Genomic DNA, 19,241 nt, shown 5'->3' with positions numbered 1-19,241 from the left:
CGAAGTGGTGGATTTTAAGCACTTACTTTCATTTTTGTACTAATATTCATTTGAAAACTGAATGTTCATATTAGTACTAAACCCGCCATTTTGCCGAAATACTGCTATCGGCTGCCCTTTATTCTAATGTAATTATTCTTTCCGCTTTTTTATTCCAAAGTATTATTCTTTGTTCCATACTTGATGTGATAATTCTGTTCCCTTTTTCATTCCAAGAAACTCCCCATAAATAGTCTTTGGAATTACCTTCCGAAATAAGATTTCCTTTTGTGTCCCAAATTCTCAAAGCGTCACTTGCAGAGGCAAGTCTATCACCTTTTGGATTCCAAGCCAAATTTCTATATTCTCCTTTGCTGATGTCAATGGTCTTTAAAAGTTCGCCTTGGTCATTCCAATATTGAAGTAATGATTTGTCTTTTTCGTCTCCGTAATCTCCTGTTACAAAAAAGTCACCTGATTGATGCCAAGCGATACTTAACAACATTACATCTTCCTGTCTATGTTTTATTAATTTCAACAAATTTCCTTCAATGTCAAAAAAACGAATTTTGTCAGTTACAGATGTAAGCATGTTTTTTTTAGGATGCCAATCAAGAGCTGTGATTCCTTTGGTTGAGTTGACTTGATTTACAAATTTTCTGATTAATTGACCTTTGATATCATAAATCAATATTTGTCCATCATTGTCTGCAACAGCTAAATAGTCACCTGTGTAATTCCAATCAATTCCTCTTGCCCCGTCAGGTGAGATGCCACTTAATTCAATTTTTTCATTTGTCTCAAGATTGAAAATGAAAGATTTTTCATCTGACATTTGTGTCGTTATAGCAATTATATTGATTGAAGGATGCCATTTAATACGGGTGATTGTATTCTTTACTGGGATTGACTTGTGTATTTTTAGATTTCCTTTATTGTAGATATTTAAAGAGTCAACATTACCTCCAATTGCAATGTACTTTCCGTTGGGACTCCAATCAGTTGTCCAAAGAATTTCCTTTGTCAAAGCATTTTGTCCAAAAGTCTGATTAGATAAAAAAATTATCAGAAAATTCAGAATAGCCAATATATCAAGTCTTTTCGTCATCTAGTATGCTGTTTTTTTAGGGTTGCCACTGACAGTTTTCAGCTTGGCGAAGAAGCGGATTTCGGAGACGAAAGCTGTCTGCCAGCTCTGAATTTGCTAAGAAGCACAAAGCTTCATTTAAGCACTGAACCCGCTTTTTTACCAAACTCCAGTTACCTGCCGGCATTATTTCAGTTCATTTATTATTTCAGTCATTAGTTTTGTTGCTATTTCTATGTCATTTTTTGTTGTTCTCCAATTTACAAAAGCAGCTCTAATTCCCTTTTGTCCATTGTAAATAGTTGGTGTCATAAATACTTTACCTGTGTCGTTTAAGAGTGTTAGATATGTATATACTTTTTCTTGATTTTCTTTTCCTGTCAATGTAAAGCAAACAGTGTTTAGTCTTACTGGAGCTAATAATTCAAAGTTGTTATTTTCTTCTATAAATTGTCCGAATTGATTTGACAAAGCAATACAATTTTCTACAATGCCTTGATACCCGGTTTTGCCATAAGCCATAAGAGAAAACCAAACTGGTAATGCTTTTAATCGTCTTGAATTTTCGGGCAGAAAGTTTAGATAACTAAAATTTTCAAGTGGATTTCCTAAATACGGGGCATTAGAATTTTGAAATGTTTCAATTTGTAAATGTTTATGTTGTTCCTTTACAAAGAACACGGCACTTTCATAAGGAACATTTAACCATTTATGACAATCAATGGTTATACTGTCTGCATTTTCCCAACCTGCTACAAGGTATTTATGTGTTTTTGAACATACCGCAAAACCACCAAATGCAGCGTCAATATGCCACCAAAAATTATACTTCGCTTTCAATTTTTTTATTGCAAGAAAGTCATCAAAATCAACCGTATTTACTGTTCCTCCACTTGAAATAAGTATAAAGGGTTCTCCACGAAGTTCAATGATTTTCTTTTCTAAATCAGTTATGTCTATTGCTTCTCTATTGTCATCTAATATTTTTACTTTAATTATATTGTTGTTTCCAATTCCTAAAAGTGAAAGTGATTTTATAACAGAAGAATGTGGAGTTGCAGTTAAAATGTTTACATTTCCAGAAACACCTTCCTTCGCAAAATCTTTTCCTAATTCTTTTCCTATCCATTGCCTTGCAACTGCAAGACAAGTGAAATTAGACATTGTCGCTCCTGTAACAAATCCCCCTAAAAAATCATTTGGCAATTCAAAAAGGTCCAACATTAACTGTATGGTTTCTAATTCAATTAATGCAGAAATATCTCCTTGTCCTTTTGTTGCAAAAGTATTTTGGTCGTAAATTGTGGTTAGCCAATCTCCAACTATTGCGGCTGGTGTTGAGCCACCAGTTACAAATCCCCAATATCGAGGTCCAGAAGAAGATACAATTATCGGTTCAAATCTTTCATTGAATTTTTTAAGCGTTCCAATTGTCCCCAAACCGATTTCGGATAAACTCAGTGTACCATTTTTTACACTTTTCGTAGAGGTTTGTCTGTCTGAAAGTTTGTTCAGATATTCAAGTCCTTGGTCTTTTACTATTTCAAGTAAATTGTCAAGGTTTAATAAGTCATTTTGTAAATGTTCATTCATAGTACTGTCGTTGGTAATGCTTACAGGTAACGCTTGTATATCAACAAGACTTGTTGATATCTACCCAAATCCGGCTGCTATAAACAATATTGTGGTTATTTTTCAATTACCTAAACTTAATTGCTTTCATTTGGATATCCTAAGGGTCATGTTCGGGAAAAAGTCGAAATATATGCCTTTACCCTAATCCTCCTCTTGCTGACCTTGCTCCCATCTTCGTCCAAAGCGACGCACCCATCAGGCCTATCATAAAAGCTGAAATGGTTGTGATGATCAATTCCCATTTATCCACTGAAGCGTCAAGAGAAATCCGCAAAAACACCACCGTCGCCGCTACCAAGAAGCAAACAGACCAATAGACCATCTTATTGAAAATGCTTTGGCCGGGTACGCTTACCTTCGGCAGCCGCAGCACAAAATAATAAACCAACATCAATCCTATTACGCCACTCAAAACCTCTATAATCAGGGAAAAGGACAAATAAATAGCATCGCTGAGGTGGATGCCATTCCCGGTCAGGGGAAAATACCTGACCAACCTTTCGTGGTCCTTGGTAATGTCATCCAATACAATATGGGAAAATGCGCCGATGAGGATGGAAATACAAATAAGGAGATAATGCTTTCTGAAATGCGGAATCCAATTGACAGCCTTATACACATGGAGCCTCTTTCTGAAATGTCCCGGTAGGTTGTCAATCAAGGGATCTCTGACCAAAAGGTGAAAGATAAAGCAAAGCAATAAACCTACCGGCAGACTGAACCAAAAAATACCTTCCCAAGTGTGGCTGAAGGTATTTCCCGGTCTCATGTTGATGAATTTTTCGAAATCAGGAACCATACTGCCTATGATCAGGCCGGTCATGGAAGTCCATTTTTTGAAACCCCAATTGATGGGAAAAACAAGCGCAGCATGGGAAAAGGTAAATGGCATCAATTAAGGATTTATGTAAAAATAGATGATTATCCGCAAATTGCCAGAAGCCCAAATTTAAAGTAAAAGCTGCGGAAAATCAGACCATAGACCATAGTCGATAGTCCATTTACCACCGTGTTTTCAGTACTCTATCCCTCTTCTCTTCATTTCCTCGGCGAGCTTCCCGTCAATTTTGCGGCAGCTACAATTTTTGGAATGGGCGAGGTGCCATGCTATCCGCTGTTCGATGGTTGGGTTTTTTGGCATTTTGTGTTGTTCATGCCACTCCCTGTTGATTTTTCCACTCATTTCAATTCAAATCTTTTCATGATGGAAGGTGTCAAAGTGAAAACAACAATCAGCAGCCCGGTGAAAATCATGACCGGCTGCAACCAAAAATACCTAGTCATGACCAGCTGAACCGTAATCCAGGTAATCACAATAATGCCTGAATACAGGGAATATGTCCAGGCCCAATGTCTGTTTGGGTAGATATTGAGTGCATTTGACCATCGCCATTCAGGTTTGAAGAGTAACCCAATAAATGAAAACAATGGAAGCAAACCGCTAAAAATGAAGAGTAACAAACCGGGTATGAGGTAGGAACTGAATGGCGATTGAGCAAGCCATCCCGGTTCCATACCAAGTAAGGAACCATCCGGTTGGAGGACCAGCATTCCACCTCCGGCCAATGCGCCCAAACTCAGAAAAAGATGAAGCACAAGAAGCAGGTAAAGAAAAAGCCGAGCCTTCATATTCTAAAATTTAAACCTTGTGATTGACAACAAATTAAATTTAGGAATATCATTCCGAAAATCACATTGGAAGCAATGAAATGGGATTTTTATTCAGACTCTGAAGCCTAATTAATACCCCTCCTGCAGAACATGATCTGCTAAATTTCAAATGAATTCTTGCTGTCCTAAACCTAAGGATCTCCAATAGTAAATCCCTAGACCCGTTATAGTTCCCCCCACCTTCCCCTACCGATACTCCGTGTCTCTCCTACCGATACTCCGTGTCTCCCTTACCCATACTCCGACTCTGGGTTACCCTTTAGCTACCTTAACCTCTCACTTCTCCCTCATCTCGGCTCTTGTCTCTCACTTCTCACCTCTTACTTCTTACTTCCCACCTCTTACTTCTCACCTCTTACCAAATTCCACCTTCCTCCCTCGTACTTCCCACCTCCCACATCGTACTTCCCACCTCTCACTTCTCACCTCTTACCAAATTCCACCTTCATCCCTCGTACTTCGTAACTCGTACTTCCCACTTCCCCTACCATCCCTCCAACCCCAATAACCTTCTCCCCAAATCTGTCAATTCCGCTACAGGATGCTGTTTTTCACGCTGTAAAGGATCGCCGGGAAAGGCATAGCCTTTCAGCGCTTCGCGGCTTTGCCAGCTATGGATGCGCCACTGACGGAGGGATTCATTTTCGGGTTCGGCAGGCATCATGGAGAGGTATTGAGCGATGCGAACTTTGCCCTTGCTCCTGTTGGCACGGATTCCGTGCGGCAAAAGTGAATTGAAGATCAGCAAGTCACCGGCTTCCAGTTTGACTTTGGTCAGTTCAAATCCGGTGGTGTCGGGTTGGAAATAATTGCGGTCTATGGGTTTAGTAAGTTTCCAGGTATCGTAAGTCCGGTAGAGCTCGGGAATACATTGGAAGCCACCCATTTCTTCATCGGTTTGGTCTGCGAGGGCAAGGACGCCTTGCACATTTTGGGGTTTGGTTTCGGGGTCATAATCCCAATGGATAAAACCCTTGTACTCAAATCCGGACCGGATGGGAAAGTTCAGGTTGGCCCGGTCGATGGTCACCCAAAGTTTTTCGGTACCCCAGATATCCGAAAAAGCCTGATGGACTTTTGGTGTCTGCCTGTTGTCCCAAAGGTATTGGTGGTGGTAGATTTCGACCATTCCGGTATTGACAAGTTCCTTCATCTCCATATCGGGATTGGTTTTTCGGTACCAGGTCTCCGGATTTTCGGGATCTTTTCCTTCGTATTCCCATAGGAAATCCGACAGCTTTTTTGCCTGAGATTTTGGAACAGCGTTTTTGATAATCACATAGCCATTGTGGATCCAAAAATCCCAATCCGCTTCAGACATTACATGTAATGATTTTCCGTTGCTGCGGTCATTGAGCTTGGTTATAGCAGTCTTGGAGACCGAATAATTGGATTTGGGATCATTTGTCATGCTGTTAATTTAATCGAAAAACCGCGATATTTAGAGAAAAATATTCCCACAAATGATCTCATTTTTATCCACTTTGGAAGATTTCCATACCAATCTTTGGAGGTTTCACCTGCCCTTACCTAGATCTAGCAACACAGTTAACTGAAGGGAACATCGAGCCAATGAGGGTTCTCTTGGTAGGGAAGGAATTCCGGTCTTTTTAGCGGCTTTGAATAAACCAAGTGAGAGTGGTTTGCCAAGAATTGACATACCAATTCTTGATAAATCAAATACCTGAAAAGTTGATAATTATTTTTCTAAAATATGACGTAAATCATTGAAATACAGCTTAATGTATGGTAACTCTGTTCCATATATTTTGATCTTTTAAACCTCACTGATATGAAAACTTTGCTACGCGGGTACATACTTTTCCTGATATGTACATTTTCAATAAACACATATGGTCAAACTGTTATTTTTTCAACTGAAAGAGGGTTTTATGACACTCCCTTTCAACTAACATTGACTACTTCGATTGGTGAAGGTGCTATTCGATATACAACAAACGGTACTGCACCTACCCCTAGTTCGGGAACAATCTATTCGGGTTCCATACCCATCAATACAACCTCTGTGATCAGAGCCATAGCTTACAATGGTGGGACAGTATCACCGGTTATTACACAGACATATCTGTTCATAAATGACATCATTCAGCAGCCGGCAAACATATCAGGATGGCCAAATAACACCTATAGTTTGGGTTCAGGCACAGCCACAGCTCAGCACGATTATGAAATGGATCCTGATGTGGTAAACAATCCGGAATATAGTGCCCAACTAGATGCAGCAATGAAGTCTATCCCCACAATGTCTATTGTCATGGATAAAAATGATTTCTGGGCTGCCTATGATGGGGAAGATATTGACAAACCCACCTCTGTGGAAATAATATATCCCGCTACTCCCGGGCGAAATGAGCAGTTCGAGTGCGAGATTGAATCGCATAGCCACCTTCGGCTTAAACGATCTTTAAAACTCAAATTTCCTAACCCCGTCACCTCGAAAATTTTTAAATACGCACCCCTGAATAACCAATCTGCAGTAGAGACATTTTATAAAACAGCTATTGTTTTACGCGCCGGAAATAACCGTGCTTGGTCAAGAAACTGGAATCCTGACAGAACCGCTTTTACCCGAGACCAATGGTACCGCGACTCTCAAATTGCCATGAGCGGTGAAGGCTCTCGGGGAACTTTTATGCACCTCTATGTCAATGGATTATATTGGGGCCTTTTCAATCCAATCGAACGGCCGGATGAGGGATTTGCTCCTGCTTATTTTGGAGGGAATGTTGAAGATTGGATGGCTCTCAATCACGATGGTGTAAGAAGTGGGGATGACAGTCGCTATCAATATATTTTAAATACACTGGTTCCAAAGGATATGTCAGTTTCGGCAAATTATCAAGAGCTCAAGCAGTATTTGGATGTTGAGAAATACATTGAATACCTCATCGTAACATGGATGATAGGAATGACAGATTGGCCGGATAACAACTATTATGGCATCAATCGAAATAACCCTCCCGGCTTATTCAGATACTTAGCATGGGATGCTGAATGGTCTTGGGATGTCACCAACGGATCGAATGAAGGAGCTTGGGTACACCCAAAATTCCGTACAAACTCGACCGGCGGATCGCCTATAGCGAATATTTGGCATTCGGCTAGAAAAAGCCCGGAATTCATGCAATTATTTGCAGACAGGGTATACAAGCATTGTTTCAATAATGGCGCTATGACCGATGAAAACGAAAGGGCGCGATGGATGCTATTGAATAATTTCATCTCTTCGGCAGTCATCGGCGAGTCAGCCAGGTGGGGAGATGCCTTGAATGATGGCGTTACAAGAACCAAAAATACGCATTGGCAACCTGAGGTGACCAGGGTGGATAGTCTAATGAACGGGAACGTGAACAGATTTATCAACGCCTTGATAGCCCAAGGATATTACCCTTCCATCAATCCTCCTGCCTTTAACAAAGAAACAGGCGTCATAGTATCAGGTTTCAATTTGACCATGTCCAATCCAAATGGATCAGGAACCCTGTATTACACAACGGATGGTTCTGACCCCAAAAACCCTGACGGTACAGTCTCAAGTAGTGCCTCCATTTATAATAGTTCAATTTTATTGACAGGGGATTTGACTGTTAAGGCGAGGGTAAAAGATGGAAGCATTTGGAGCGCCTTGCATGAAGCAACTTATTCACTTCTTAATCTGAAAATCAATGAATTCCTTGCAAGCAATGTAAACGGTATCGTAGATGAGCTGGGGGTTCATGAAGACTGGATTGAGATATATAACGGAGGTCCCGTACCTGTAGATATTGGAGGAATGTACTTAACGGACAATCTCACCAACCGTACTTTATGGCAGATCCCGACTACTAACCCTGCTCAAAGCACCATTCCTGCGAATGGATTCCTGTTGCTCTGGGCAGACAATGAACCTGCACAAGGTGTCAGGCATTTGAATCTAAAATTGTCCAAGGGTGGTGAGCAAATTGGCCTGTCCATGATAGAAGGAGGAAGTACTGTGGTGATTGACTCACTCACTTTCGGAGCACAATCGGACGATGTATCCACCGGACGCTATCTTGATGGTATTGCAAACATTAGAACTTTCACTAATCCGACTCCCGGTCAATCCAATAAGCTGGGTTTTGCTACAGGATTGTATATAAATGAGTTTCTTGCCAGCAATGTGAATGGCTTGGTTGACGAAGCCGGCGACCATGAGGATTGGATAGAAATTTATAACAGCAATAGTTTGCCTGTCGATATAGGAGGAATGTATATCACGGACAATTTAGCCAATCCTTTATTATTCCAAATCCCAACCAATAATCCAGCGGCCACCACTATTCCAGCCAAGGGTTTTGTTATATTATGGGCGGATGCCGAACTGACTGAAGGCCCCTTGCACATCATGCCAAAGCTTGGCAAAAGTGGTGAACAAATAGGCCTCACCCAAGTGCTGGGAACTGATCAACAATTCATAGACTCCTTCACTTTCGGAGTCCAGACAGATGATATTTCACAGGGGCGCGATCCTGATGGGAATGCCGTTCAGCGATTCTTCAATATCCCTACTCCTGGACAGCCCAATTTGATACCATTCATTTCAGGGCTATACATCAATGAATTTCTGGCAGAAAATAACGCAGGTATAATAGATGAGTTTGGAGAAGCAAATGATTGGATCGAAATATATAACAGCAACACAGAAACAGTAGATCTGGGAGGAAAATACCTTACCAATAACCTGGATAACCCAACTTTATGGCAAATCCCATCCGGTCAACCCCTAATCACAAGTATTCCTGCTAAAGGTTTTCTAAAACTTTGGGCCGATAACCAACAGGCACAAGGTCCCTTGCATCTGGGTTTTGTATTGAATGAAATCAATGGGGAAATCGGTTTAATAGAACGTATAGGAACTGATACTAACTTCATAGATTCCACGCAATATTTCAATCAGGTTACCAATATTTCTACAGGACGTTATCCGGATGGAAGTGTGAATTTTGTTGCCTTCAGTCTGCCTTCACCGGGAGAACCAAATACGCTCCCGCAAATTCAAAATCTTTTCATCAATGAATGGGTAGCAAGTAATAACACCGGTGGACAGATTGATGAGTTTGGTAGTTACGATGATTGGTTTGAAATATACAATGCCAATACCATGCCTGTTGATATTGGGGGTCTATTTGTTACCGATAACTTGGCCAACCCTACAAAATGGCAAATACCTACTTCTAACCCAAGTATGACCACTATTCCTGCCGGTGGTTTCATTCAACTTTGGGCGGATGAGCAAACTTTTCAGGGAGTGCGCCATGTCAATATCAAACTCAGTGCAAGCGGGGAGCAATTGGGAATTATCCAGGTCAACAACAATACTATAACCTATATTGACTCTTTGTCATTTGGTGCACAATTAACCAATATTTCCCAAGGCAGAACACCTGACGGAGGAGCTACAATAAACAGTTTTAATCAACCTACTCCCGGGCTAAGCAATAGTCATATAAACGTGTCAGGTATTTCTGTTATTCCTACGAATTCCTCAATCACTTTGGGAAATACGCTCCAAATCAATGCCACCATTACACCTTCCAATGCCACCAACCAATCAGTGATTTGGTCTTCTTCCAATCCGGATATCGCCTCGGTAAACCAAAGTGGTCTGGTGACAGGATTGGCTACCGGGAATGTTTCCATTTCAGCAAAAACACAGGATGGGAACTTTACCGCTACAACGTCGATTACTGTCACCCCAAGTCTTCCGCCACTGAGCATTGAAAGTTTTACCTTGATTAATTCAGGTACTGATTTGGATATCTTAACCTTGACAAACGGCCTCCAGATCAGTCAAGCTCAGGTACAAGGCTTAAGTTTGAATATAAGAGCGAATACGCTGCCATCTGTAGTAGGAAGTGTTTACATTACCCTTTCCGGTCCTGTCAATGCAACAAAAACTGAAAATGGAGCACCTTACGCCCTGTTCGGGGATAGCAATGGCAATTATAGTGGCCGAACTTTGCTCGTCGGGAATTATACCCTGACTGCTACAGCATATTCGGCAGCAAACAGGGGCGGAACAACCGGTACACTCTCTTCCATACAGTTCTCAATAGTAGCAGCTCCTGTTCCGGTAACTAGTATAACTACCAATCCTTCCTCATCCTCCCTCATCGTCGGTAACACTGTACAGGTGGTGGCAACGGTTTTGCCGACAAACGCTACCAACAAGAACGTGATTTGGTCAACCACTAACCAAGCTGTGGCAACGGTAAGTAGCAGTGGTTTGGTAATGGCCATGAGTCCCGGTGAGACTACGATTACCGCCACGACGCAGGATGGGAATTTTTCAGCCAACACTCAGGTTACTGTAACCCAAAGTCCTCCGCCACTTACCATTTCAAGTTTTACCTTGATCAATTCAGGTACTGATTTGGATATCTTAACCTTGACAAACGGCCTCCAGATCAGTCAAGCTCAGGTCCAAGGTTTAAGTCTGAATATAAGAGCGAATACGCTGCCATCTGTAGTAGGAAGTGTTTACATTACCCTTTCCGGTCCTGTCAATGCAACAAAAACTGAAAATGGAGCACCTTACGCCCTGTTCGGGGATAGCAATGGCAATTATAGTGGCCGAACTTTGCTCGTCGGGAATTATACCCTGACTGCTACAGCATATTCGGCAGCAAACAGGGGCGGAACAACCGGTACACTCTCTTCCATACAGTTCTCAATAGTAGCAGCTCCTGTTCCGGTAACTAGTATAACTACCAATCCTTCCTCATCCTCCCTCATCGTCGGTAACACTGTACAGGTGGTGGCAACGGTTTTGCCGACAAACGCTACCAACAAGAACGTGATTTGGTCAACCACTAACCAAGCTGTGGCAACGGTAAGTAGCAGTGGTTTGGTAATGGCCATGAGTCCCGGTGAGACTACGATTACCGCCACGACGCAGGATGGGAATTTTTCAGCCAACACTCAGGTTACTGTAACCCAAAGTCCTCCGCCACTTACCATTTCAAGTTTTACCTTGATCAATTCAGGTACTGATTTGGATATCTTAACCTTGACAAACGGCCTCCAGATCAGTCAAGCTCAGGTCCAAGGTTTAAGTCTGAATATAAGAGCGAATACGCTGCCATCTGTAGTAGGAAGTGTTTACATTACCCTTTCCGGTCCTGTCAATGCAACAAAAACTGAAAACGGAGCACCTTACGCCCTGTTCGGGGATAGCAATGGCAATTATAGTGGCCGAACTTTGCTCGTCGGGAATTATACCCTGACAGCTACAGCATATTCGGCAGCAAACAGGGGCGGAACAGCTGGAACAGTCAAAACTATTAATTTTTCCATCACTAGCGGAGCGTTAAGGATTTCCGAAAACCCGACAGAAAAAGGGAATTCTTCTGACTCCCAAGAAAATCCTTCTATGATGGAGAAAGATTTGACACCAGGTATGTCCGTGCCTGAAGATGGAATGGAATCCATGTTTGGATTTAAAATCTTCCCTAACCCTGTTGAAGACAGGATGTACATTCAGATGAACAGTAAGGAAGATGTTAGGATTTCCCTTGCGGTGTACGACATGATGGGAAGAATTTATATTTCCAGAATGGAAAACACCGAAAATGGTGAAATAGAACTCGACCTAACAGGACTCAAAATGGCTCCCGGAACCTATTTGTTAATAATTGATCAGGGTCAGGGGTTAATTAGGAAAATTAAGTTTCTTAAAAAATCAAGATAGGACTTTGCCTGGTTCTCCATAGAGCTTAGTGTTTTTAAGGTTTCAAATTAAATAGCATCGGGTTTAAACCCGATGCTATTTTGTTTTTATAGGTTTGAATTTAGATGCTGTTTTGATTAAAGATATTGTTGGGGGTTTCAATCTGACTACTTCAATGCATTCTTTCACAACTGAACCGGGGTTTTGGAGTAAAGCATAATTTGAATCCTTACATTATTAAAGACCCTAACTGAATTGTGAATCAGTAATTTTTTATTCATATTTATCATTGGCAACGGCAAGATTCATAGCGTCTATCGCTCGGCAGCCATCTCGGCTTTTGGAGAAATTAATTCCCTCAAATGATCTCATTTTTATCCACTTTGGAAGATTTCCATACCAATCTTTGGAAGTTTCACCTGCCCGTGCCGGAGGATATTGCGGCGCAGTTTATCAACGGAGACAACAGGCGGGTCAGGGTTCACCTGGGAGGAATCCCTGTCTTCCCTGCTGCCCTGATGAAGACGAAAGAATATTGGTTTATCCTGCTCAATAAGCCCAACAGGGAAAAGCTCAAAATCGCCGAGGGGGACAAAATCACCATGACCTTGGAAAAGGACAACTCCGAATATGGTCATGATATGCCGGAGGAAATGCAGGTACTCCTTGATCAGGATGAGGTAGGAAGCAGGTATTTCTATTCCCTGACCAAAGGAAAGCAGCGGGGCCTGATATACATCGTAACCAAAGTCAAAAACACCAATTCCCGGCTCAATAAGTCGCTTGCCATCATCGAACACCTGAAGGATGTGAAAGGAAAATTGGAATACAAACTCCTCAATGAAAAAATCAAGTACTATAATAATCTGGATAATGGGTGGTGAGTGGTTAGAGGTTAATGGTTATTGGGTTATTGGTTAAAGGGTTATTTGGTTAATGGTTAATGGGTTATTTGGGTAATGGTTATTTGGTTAACTGTTCTGCATAATTCTGTAGGCAATCGTACCAATTCAATAAATTTTTCTTAATACTGAATCTTGAATTTTTGAGGCGGGCAGGACGACGGCGGACCGGGCCGGCTCCAGCCTTGTGCGTGGATAGGATTCCGCCGTCTTGACTTTTTTGGCTACTTTTTTTGTCAAGAAAAAAAGTAGCATTAAAAAGTACAATTATTTTTGCCATAGCCTTTAGAATCATTTTAATAAATTCGAAAATCCATACTAGGTTTGCTCAATAAGCAAAATTTCTATTCCCAAAAACCCATCCGCATGTTCTTCTACCTTTCCCAGTTCCTGAGTTTTTTGGCCATGCCGCTGACGATCATCCTGATTTTGTTGATAGCAGGTTTTTGGCTCCGCAAAAAGAAGTACGGCAAGAAATTGATGTTAGGTGGAATCATTCTGATCCTCTTTTTTTCCAATCAGTTTTTGGCAAACCTCGCCATGCAAACTTGGGAACCGGATTTCAAAGCCTTCGATTCACTCCCCGAGTATGAAGTCGGTATTGTCCTGACCGGCGTGACCAATCTGAACAAAACAGCCTCCGACCGTACTTTTTTCAATAAGGGCGCTGACCGTGCCACCCATACGGTGCAACTCTATAAATTGGGGAAGATCAAAAAAATCCTCATCACCGGCGGACAGGGCCTCGACCCCTCCAATTCCAATACTGAAGCGGAATTGTTACGGGATTTTATGGTCATGACCGGTGTTCCAAATGAGGATATTTTAGTAGAAAACAAAGCAAAAAATACAAGAGAAAACGCAGCCTTTTCCAAAGATATTCTTACTCAAAACGGATTCAACCTTGACCAAAGATTTTTATTGATCACCTCTGCTTTTCACATGTACCGTTCCAAAGGCTGCTTTGACAAGGTAGGATTGCAGACAGATACTTTCCCCGTGGATTACTATTCTGAAGATATCCGCTTCAGCATCCCACAATTACTCCAACCCGAACCCTATTCCATTTTCATGTGGCACAGACTTTTCAAAGAATGGATTGGGATTACGGTGTATTGGGTGGTGGGGTATATTTAACCTGTCCGTCACCCTGAGGAACGAAGGGTCTCTCATGTCATTCTGAGTGAAGCGAAGAATCTGCCTTAGGGTTGGTTGTAATTGTTGTAGTGGTTGTAATTGTTGTTTGCTTCGCGTTGTCGAGTTGTCAAGTTGTCTGCTTCGTGTAGTCATGTTATCAGGTTTCACGGTTCTCGAATCCGTCACCCTAAGATACGAAGGGTCTCAGTCTAATTGGTTGTAGTTGTTGCAGTTGCTGTAATTGTTGTCTGCTTCGCGCTGTCTGTTTATCACATTCGGAATCATGGTACTTTATACATAATACTTGGTCCCAATCTAACCGTACGTCTCACCTATTTTCTTTTACCTCTCACCCCTACTTTTTCACTAACTAACTGAAAAATGCCAACTGCTACAGCCTACTAAGGTACTTAGTACATCATACTTGGTTCCCAATCTTACGGCACCTCTCACCTTTAACCTTTTACTTCTCACCTACTTTCTCACTAACCAACTGAAAACTGCCTACTGAGACTGCCTACTCTTATCAAAGTTCTTGCGTAAAAATCGCCAACGCCGTCTTGATACCTTCTTTGTAATTCCCCAAACGGATGTTCTCATTGGGGCCATGTTGGTTGTTGTCGGAGTTGACTGTCACCACGGTCACAGCAGGGATCTGCAACGCATCGACAAATGGTGCAATCGGAAGTGAACCGCCGCTGATGCGGATTTTGATAGGATCTTTGCCAAAAGCCCTCACCATGGCTTTGTTCAGAAAAATACCAGGTTCGGAATCAAAAGGTGTTCGGAATGCTTTGTAGGAAATGGTTCCTTCCCACCTGACCAATTTTGGATATTTCAACCTCTCCTCATCAGTGGGAGTATGGTCCAGAATGTGATAACCTTGGCCTTCGATATGTTTCCTGACCAAGGCAAAAAGACGCTCAGGGTCACTTTCGGGTACCAATCGGATATCAATCTCTGCGATGGCTTCGGCAGGCACGATGGTCGTGGCCATTTCCCTTACACCTCCTGCCGCCAATCCACGGATGTTGAGCGAGGGGTACTGCAATGATTCCTGATAGGTACCGGCCACTTTATCTGTGGAACCAATTCCAAGTTTTTTCTTAATCGCCTCTTCATTGTCAGGAACCTTTGTCAGAATGGCTCTTTCCGTTTCGGTCAAGGTGATCCCGTCATAAAATCCCGGGATGGTCACCCGCCCTTCATCATCTTTCATCGAAGCCAACAATTGGGACAACCTAAAAGCCGGATTTGGGGCATAATTGCCATAGTGACCGCTGTGTTGGGCGGCTCTTGGACCAAAGACCGTCAAGGTAATTTCAGAAATTCCCCTTGCCCCAAAACTCAAAGTCGGTTCATTGCTCAGGTGTCTCGGCCCGTCCATGATCAGCATCATGTCAGCGGCCAACTTTTCTTTGTGTATGAGGACGGCAGCCGGCAGATTCGGTGAACCTATTTCTTCTTCGAAATCGAGAATGACTTTGATGTTGTAATTGGGGGATTTTCCTTCTTGGGTTAAGGCATCCCATGCTGTCAAAAACATCGCCAAAGGACCTTTGTCATCAGAGGAAGATCTTGCAAAAATTCTCCATTCAGCATCATAGGAGGAGTCCAATGTTTCCATTGGGATAGTTTCCCACTTGCCGTTTTCCATTTTCTTCAACACCGGTTTGAAGGGATCTTCCTGATCCCAACGCTTCTTTTCTACAGGCTGACCATCCACATGGAAGTAAAACAAAACTGTCTTTTGGGCTTTTGGGAATGTTTTTTCGGCCAAAAGCATAGGAAAACCTTTCGTCTCCAGCCGTTCTATCTTCCAACCTCTTTTCTCAAAATTTTCCTCGCACCACTCTATATTGGGAACCAGTTCTTCCTTGTTATTGGAGTTGTTGGGGATGGAAACCAGGTCATTGAGAATGCCGATACCTGACAGAAAATGTTTTTCAGTGACAGCATCGAGATCGATAGCTTTCTTTCCCTGTGCCAAAAGGATTGTCGGTAAGGTCAAAAGAAGAACGAATAAGGGAAAGGATTTTTTCATAGTGGATAGGATCAATGAAGACTATTTTCAAAAGGTAAAACAAAGAAGGAATATAAAAAAGTGGTTTTTTGTCAATGAATTTTTACTCTAGAGGGTTTTTGGAAAGCTGCGAATTGGGGATGCATTTGCATGATTGGAGTATTGTTGTATTGGTTGTAATTGTTCTAGTAGTTATAATGGTTGTAATTGTAATTATGGTTGTCTGCTTCGCGTTGTCAAGTTATCGGGTTGTCAAGTTATCGGGTTGTCGAATTAGTAAGCTTGCAACTTGGTACATAATACTTTGTTCCTCTTATCTTTTACTTTTTACTTCTTAAACTAATTCCAACTTCGTACTTCGTACATCGAACTTCCCACTTCCTCACTTCCCGACTTCCATACCTCCCCCTCAAACCGAAATCGACCCATTCCTAAAGTCCGTCTTCCCGATTATGGCATTGATCAAATAGGATTTACCATGTTGATTTGAAGTTATGGCCTGCTTCACTGCCGACACATATGCCTCCAAACTCCCGGTTTTTTGACCTTCCACACCGAAGGACAAAGGAATCTTTTCATAATCAGAAGCATCCAATGTCACAGCGCAGTCCGAACCCAAAAACTCCACCTGATCTCTGGCAATCTGCATCCAAAAGGCATCATTTCCGATGAGGGCAGTGATAGCCAATCCATGTCTTTGGAAAGTATCGAATTCCATCAGGCTGTATCCAGCACTCCCATCTCCATACAAGATCCACACTGGCCGATCCGGATAGACCAAAGCTGCGGCGATGGCAAAACCTGCTCCGACTCCCAAGGTCCCATAAGCTCCCGGATCAAGCCATGACAAAGGTTGTCTTGCCTTCAAAGTATAGGAAGCAGTCGCCACAAAATCACCTCCATCTGCCACAAGAACTGCTTTTTCGGGCAATAGATGCTCCAACTCGCAAAGCAACTTCAAAGGATTTAAACCATTGATGTTTTCTTCAGACTGTTTGCCAATCTCCTGATCCCTCATCGAATCCCTCTTCCGCAAAGTATCAAGCCATTCCTGTGAATTGATTTTCAAATGATCAGAAAGGGCTACCAAAAAACTACAGGGATCAGCTTGGACAGCTAGTGTGGGTTTTTTGTTGAGAAAAAGTTCTGACTTGCTCCTGTTGATGGAGATGAATTTTCGGCTTCCGATATGGCTTCCATAATCCAGACGGAAATCATTGGGCACCCCTGCCAAAATAATCAAGTCGGCCTCTTTGATGGCTTCCTTTCTTTTGTGCCGGACATGAAGCCTGCCTGAGCTCCCGAGCAAACCTCTTCCCATACCACTGAGGAAAACAGGTATCCCTATTTGGTCTATCGCTATGGCCAATTGCCCGGCCAACTCGGGTTGGAGCATAGCACCGCTTCCCAAAATCATCAGCGGACGTTTGGCTTTCTGGATCAGGGAAGCAGCTTTCGCCAATTGTGAATCAGAATGCAGCTGAAATTTTGGCTTTGCAGGATGGGAATTGAAAATAGTCTTGTCGTTGTCCTCAAAAAGCTTCTTGGCATGTCTCTCAATGTACCATTGTAAAGCCTTGTCCTTCAGGGATGGGTTGCCTGATTTGCTTTTGGCACCGTACCACTCTCTGACCATGGCCTCGGGATAGAGTGTGTCGATGGGGCATTCTATAAAAACCGGTCCGGGGACGCCTTCAGCTGCAATCCGAAAGGCTTTTTCCATGGTCGGCCCAATATCCTTCACTTTCTTGATACTGACTGCCCACTTGACGATGGGTTTGATGATGCTGATCTGATCAATGTCCTGCAGTGCTCCCCTGCCTTTGAGCAAAGTAGCGGCTGCACCTCCCAACAAAATCACAGGTGATTGGGCCATTTGTGCATTTTTGATGGCAGTGATGGTATTGGTCAGGCCGGGTCCCGCAGTGACGGCAACGACTCCAGGAATTCCCGTCAACCTCCCCACTGCGTCTGCAGCAAAAACCGCTGTGGCCTCATGTCGTGTATCGATGACTCTGATTCCCGCTTTCTCAGCACCAACAAAAATGGGGGAAATATGTCCACCACATAGCGTAAACAGGAATTTGACTCCGTGGTTTAGGAGTACTTGGGCGATGATTTCTCCTCCGTTCATAGGAAGGAAGTTAATAAAAATAAGGGGTAAAAAAGTTGATTATTGAAACAAAAACAAAAACCATCAATTACATATTTCCCAAATCATCTAACATTTTAGACAATTCATCTGTATCAAATACTCTCGTAAAACCTTTTCTTTTCAATCCTTGAATTAAAACTTTATCTCCAGTCCACAGAATCCCATTTAAATTAAGTGTAAGTGCCAAAAAAGGGATATCATTTTCATCTATGTCAGCTAATAATTCTTGAGCTTGAATGAAATTCTCACTATGAAGTAATGATTCATTTATAAAAGTATATTTGCGGTAACCAATTGCTCTAATTCATCCAATTCTAAAAGTGTCAATTTTGTTAGTTTTACTAACTTTCCTCTATGATTTAGCAATTCCTTTTTTAGAAAATCGCAAGAAAAAAATTCAAAATGATCGTTTGAAGAAATCAATTTCTTACCAATTCTGCTAGATGAATTTAAAATTCCGCTAAATACAATATTGGTATCAACGATTATTTTCACTTGAGGAATCTGTCTTTATTTTTAGACCACCAAGATTCATTTATTTCATCAGCCAACTTATCAACATCATTTTGGTCAACCTCAAATTTAGAGGTAATCTCTTTGTACCTGACATAATCTACCAATTCCTGTAATCCTTCTGTATCAACTGAGGCAGGTATTCGAATAATGATCTCTTTATCTGTTCTTTCAATTTTCATTGTTTTTAACTTTTATTTAAAGGTAACGAAAATTTCAAAATTTTAGGTTTTTGCATCAATTTGAGATTAAGAACAGGACAACAATTTTTATCCGATATCAAACGATAATTATATGGCAAACAAGAAACCCCTCTGATAAATTCTCATTAATTCATAGGAAGTAATTTAAAAAAATCAGAGGGAAGGCATTTAAATTGAAAATGAAAAATGAATTAAAAATTGACTTGGTATTTGCCAGGCCAAAAC

13 protein-coding genes and 1 pseudogene are annotated in these 19,241 nt (G+C 41.8%); 3 read left to right on the top strand and 11 right to left on the bottom strand.

Going from position 1 to position 19,241, the window contains the following annotated elements:
• Nucleotides 1-118: 118 nt before the first annotated feature.
• From DQW11_RS11880 to DQW11_RS11860, 6 genes are all read right to left on the bottom strand, one after another.
• Nucleotides 119-1,087: a WD40 repeat domain-containing protein gene (locus tag DQW11_RS11880; protein WP_113924302.1), complete on the bottom strand. Its 969-nt coding sequence runs from the start codon at nucleotides 1,085-1,087 to the stop codon at nucleotides 119-121.
• 165 nt (nucleotides 1,088-1,252) lie between these two features.
• Nucleotides 1,253-2,659 (bottom strand): pyridoxal phosphate-dependent decarboxylase family protein, encoded by a 1,407-nt coding sequence (locus tag DQW11_RS11875; RefSeq protein WP_113924301.1) that lies wholly within the window; start codon nucleotides 2,657-2,659, stop codon nucleotides 1,253-1,255.
• 178 nt (nucleotides 2,660-2,837) lie between these two features.
• Nucleotides 2,838-3,593: a DUF4184 family protein gene (locus DQW11_RS11870; RefSeq protein ID WP_113924300.1), complete on the bottom strand. Its 756-nt coding sequence runs from the start codon at nucleotides 3,591-3,593 to the stop codon at nucleotides 2,838-2,840.
• Nucleotides 3,594-3,716: 123 nt separating this feature from the next.
• On the bottom strand, nucleotides 3,717-3,884 hold the full coding sequence (locus tag DQW11_RS22385) for a hypothetical protein (RefSeq protein ID WP_198669892.1): 168 nt from the start codon (nucleotides 3,882-3,884) through the stop codon (nucleotides 3,717-3,719).
• Complete coding sequence (locus DQW11_RS11865) at nucleotides 3,881-4,330, bottom strand: hypothetical protein (RefSeq protein WP_113924299.1); 450 nt, start codon at nucleotides 4,328-4,330, stop codon at nucleotides 3,881-3,883. The genes DQW11_RS22385 and DQW11_RS11865 overlap by 4 nt, the downstream gene beginning before the upstream one ends.
• Before the next feature lie 526 nt (nucleotides 4,331-4,856).
• Nucleotides 4,857-5,783 carry a phytanoyl-CoA dioxygenase family protein gene (locus DQW11_RS11860; protein WP_113924298.1) on the bottom strand — a complete coding sequence of 309 codons (927 nt, stop codon included), beginning with the start codon at nucleotides 5,781-5,783 and terminating at the stop codon, nucleotides 4,857-4,859.
• A 381-nt stretch (nucleotides 5,784-6,164) separates the two neighbouring features.
• Here DQW11_RS11860 and DQW11_RS11855 point away from each other — a divergent pair, with 381 nt between their 5' ends.
• Together DQW11_RS11855 and DQW11_RS11850 are read left to right on the top strand one after the other, a co-directional pair.
• Complete coding sequence (locus DQW11_RS11855; RefSeq protein ID WP_113924297.1) at nucleotides 6,165-12,104, top strand: Ig-like domain-containing protein; 5,940 nt, start codon at nucleotides 6,165-6,167, stop codon at nucleotides 12,102-12,104.
• A 341-nt stretch (nucleotides 12,105-12,445) separates the two neighbouring features.
• Nucleotides 12,446-12,967, top strand: coding sequence for a YdeI/OmpD-associated family protein (locus tag DQW11_RS11850; protein WP_113924296.1), 522 nt, complete (start codon nucleotides 12,446-12,448; stop codon nucleotides 12,965-12,967).
• 79 nt (nucleotides 12,968-13,046) lie between these two features.
• Here DQW11_RS11850 and DQW11_RS11845 read toward each other — a convergent pair whose 3' ends face one another.
• Complete coding sequence (locus tag DQW11_RS11845) at nucleotides 13,047-13,265, bottom strand: hypothetical protein (protein WP_157966106.1); 219 nt, start codon at nucleotides 13,263-13,265, stop codon at nucleotides 13,047-13,049.
• 86 nt (nucleotides 13,266-13,351) lie between these two features.
• On the opposite strand from DQW11_RS11845, the gene DQW11_RS11840 reads away from it, so the two are divergent.
• Nucleotides 13,352-14,122, top strand: coding sequence for a YdcF family protein (locus tag DQW11_RS11840; RefSeq protein ID WP_113924894.1), 771 nt, complete (start codon nucleotides 13,352-13,354; stop codon nucleotides 14,120-14,122).
• 526 nt (nucleotides 14,123-14,648) lie between these two features.
• Here the strand turns inward: DQW11_RS11840 and DQW11_RS11835 are convergent.
• The 4 genes and pseudogenes from DQW11_RS11835 to DQW11_RS11815 all read right to left on the bottom strand — a co-directional run bounded on the left by DQW11_RS11835 (nucleotide 14,649) and on the right by DQW11_RS11815 (nucleotide 18,995).
• Complete coding sequence (locus DQW11_RS11835; RefSeq protein ID WP_113924294.1) at nucleotides 14,649-16,166, bottom strand: M20/M25/M40 family metallo-hydrolase; 1,518 nt, start codon at nucleotides 16,164-16,166, stop codon at nucleotides 14,649-14,651.
• 388 nt (nucleotides 16,167-16,554) lie between these two features.
• On the bottom strand, nucleotides 16,555-18,279 hold the full coding sequence (locus DQW11_RS11830) for a thiamine pyrophosphate-binding protein (protein WP_113924293.1): 1,725 nt from the start codon (nucleotides 18,277-18,279) through the stop codon (nucleotides 16,555-16,557).
• A gap of 67 nt (nucleotides 18,280-18,346) precedes the next feature.
• Nucleotides 18,347-18,795 (bottom strand): annotated as a pseudogene (locus tag DQW11_RS22645) (PIN domain-containing protein).
• Complete coding sequence (locus DQW11_RS11815) at nucleotides 18,792-18,995, bottom strand: hypothetical protein (RefSeq protein ID WP_113924290.1); 204 nt, start codon at nucleotides 18,993-18,995, stop codon at nucleotides 18,792-18,794. The pseudogene DQW11_RS22645 and the gene DQW11_RS11815 overlap by 4 nt, the downstream one beginning before the upstream one ends.
• Between the last annotated feature and the right edge of the window lie 246 nt (nucleotides 18,996-19,241).

Source organism: Cognataquiflexum aquatile, assembly GCF_003316845.1.
Taxonomy (GTDB): Bacteria; Bacteroidota; Bacteroidia; order Cytophagales; family Cyclobacteriaceae; genus Cognataquiflexum; species Cognataquiflexum aquatile.
This window is presented reverse-complemented; position numbering and strand designations above follow the sequence as displayed.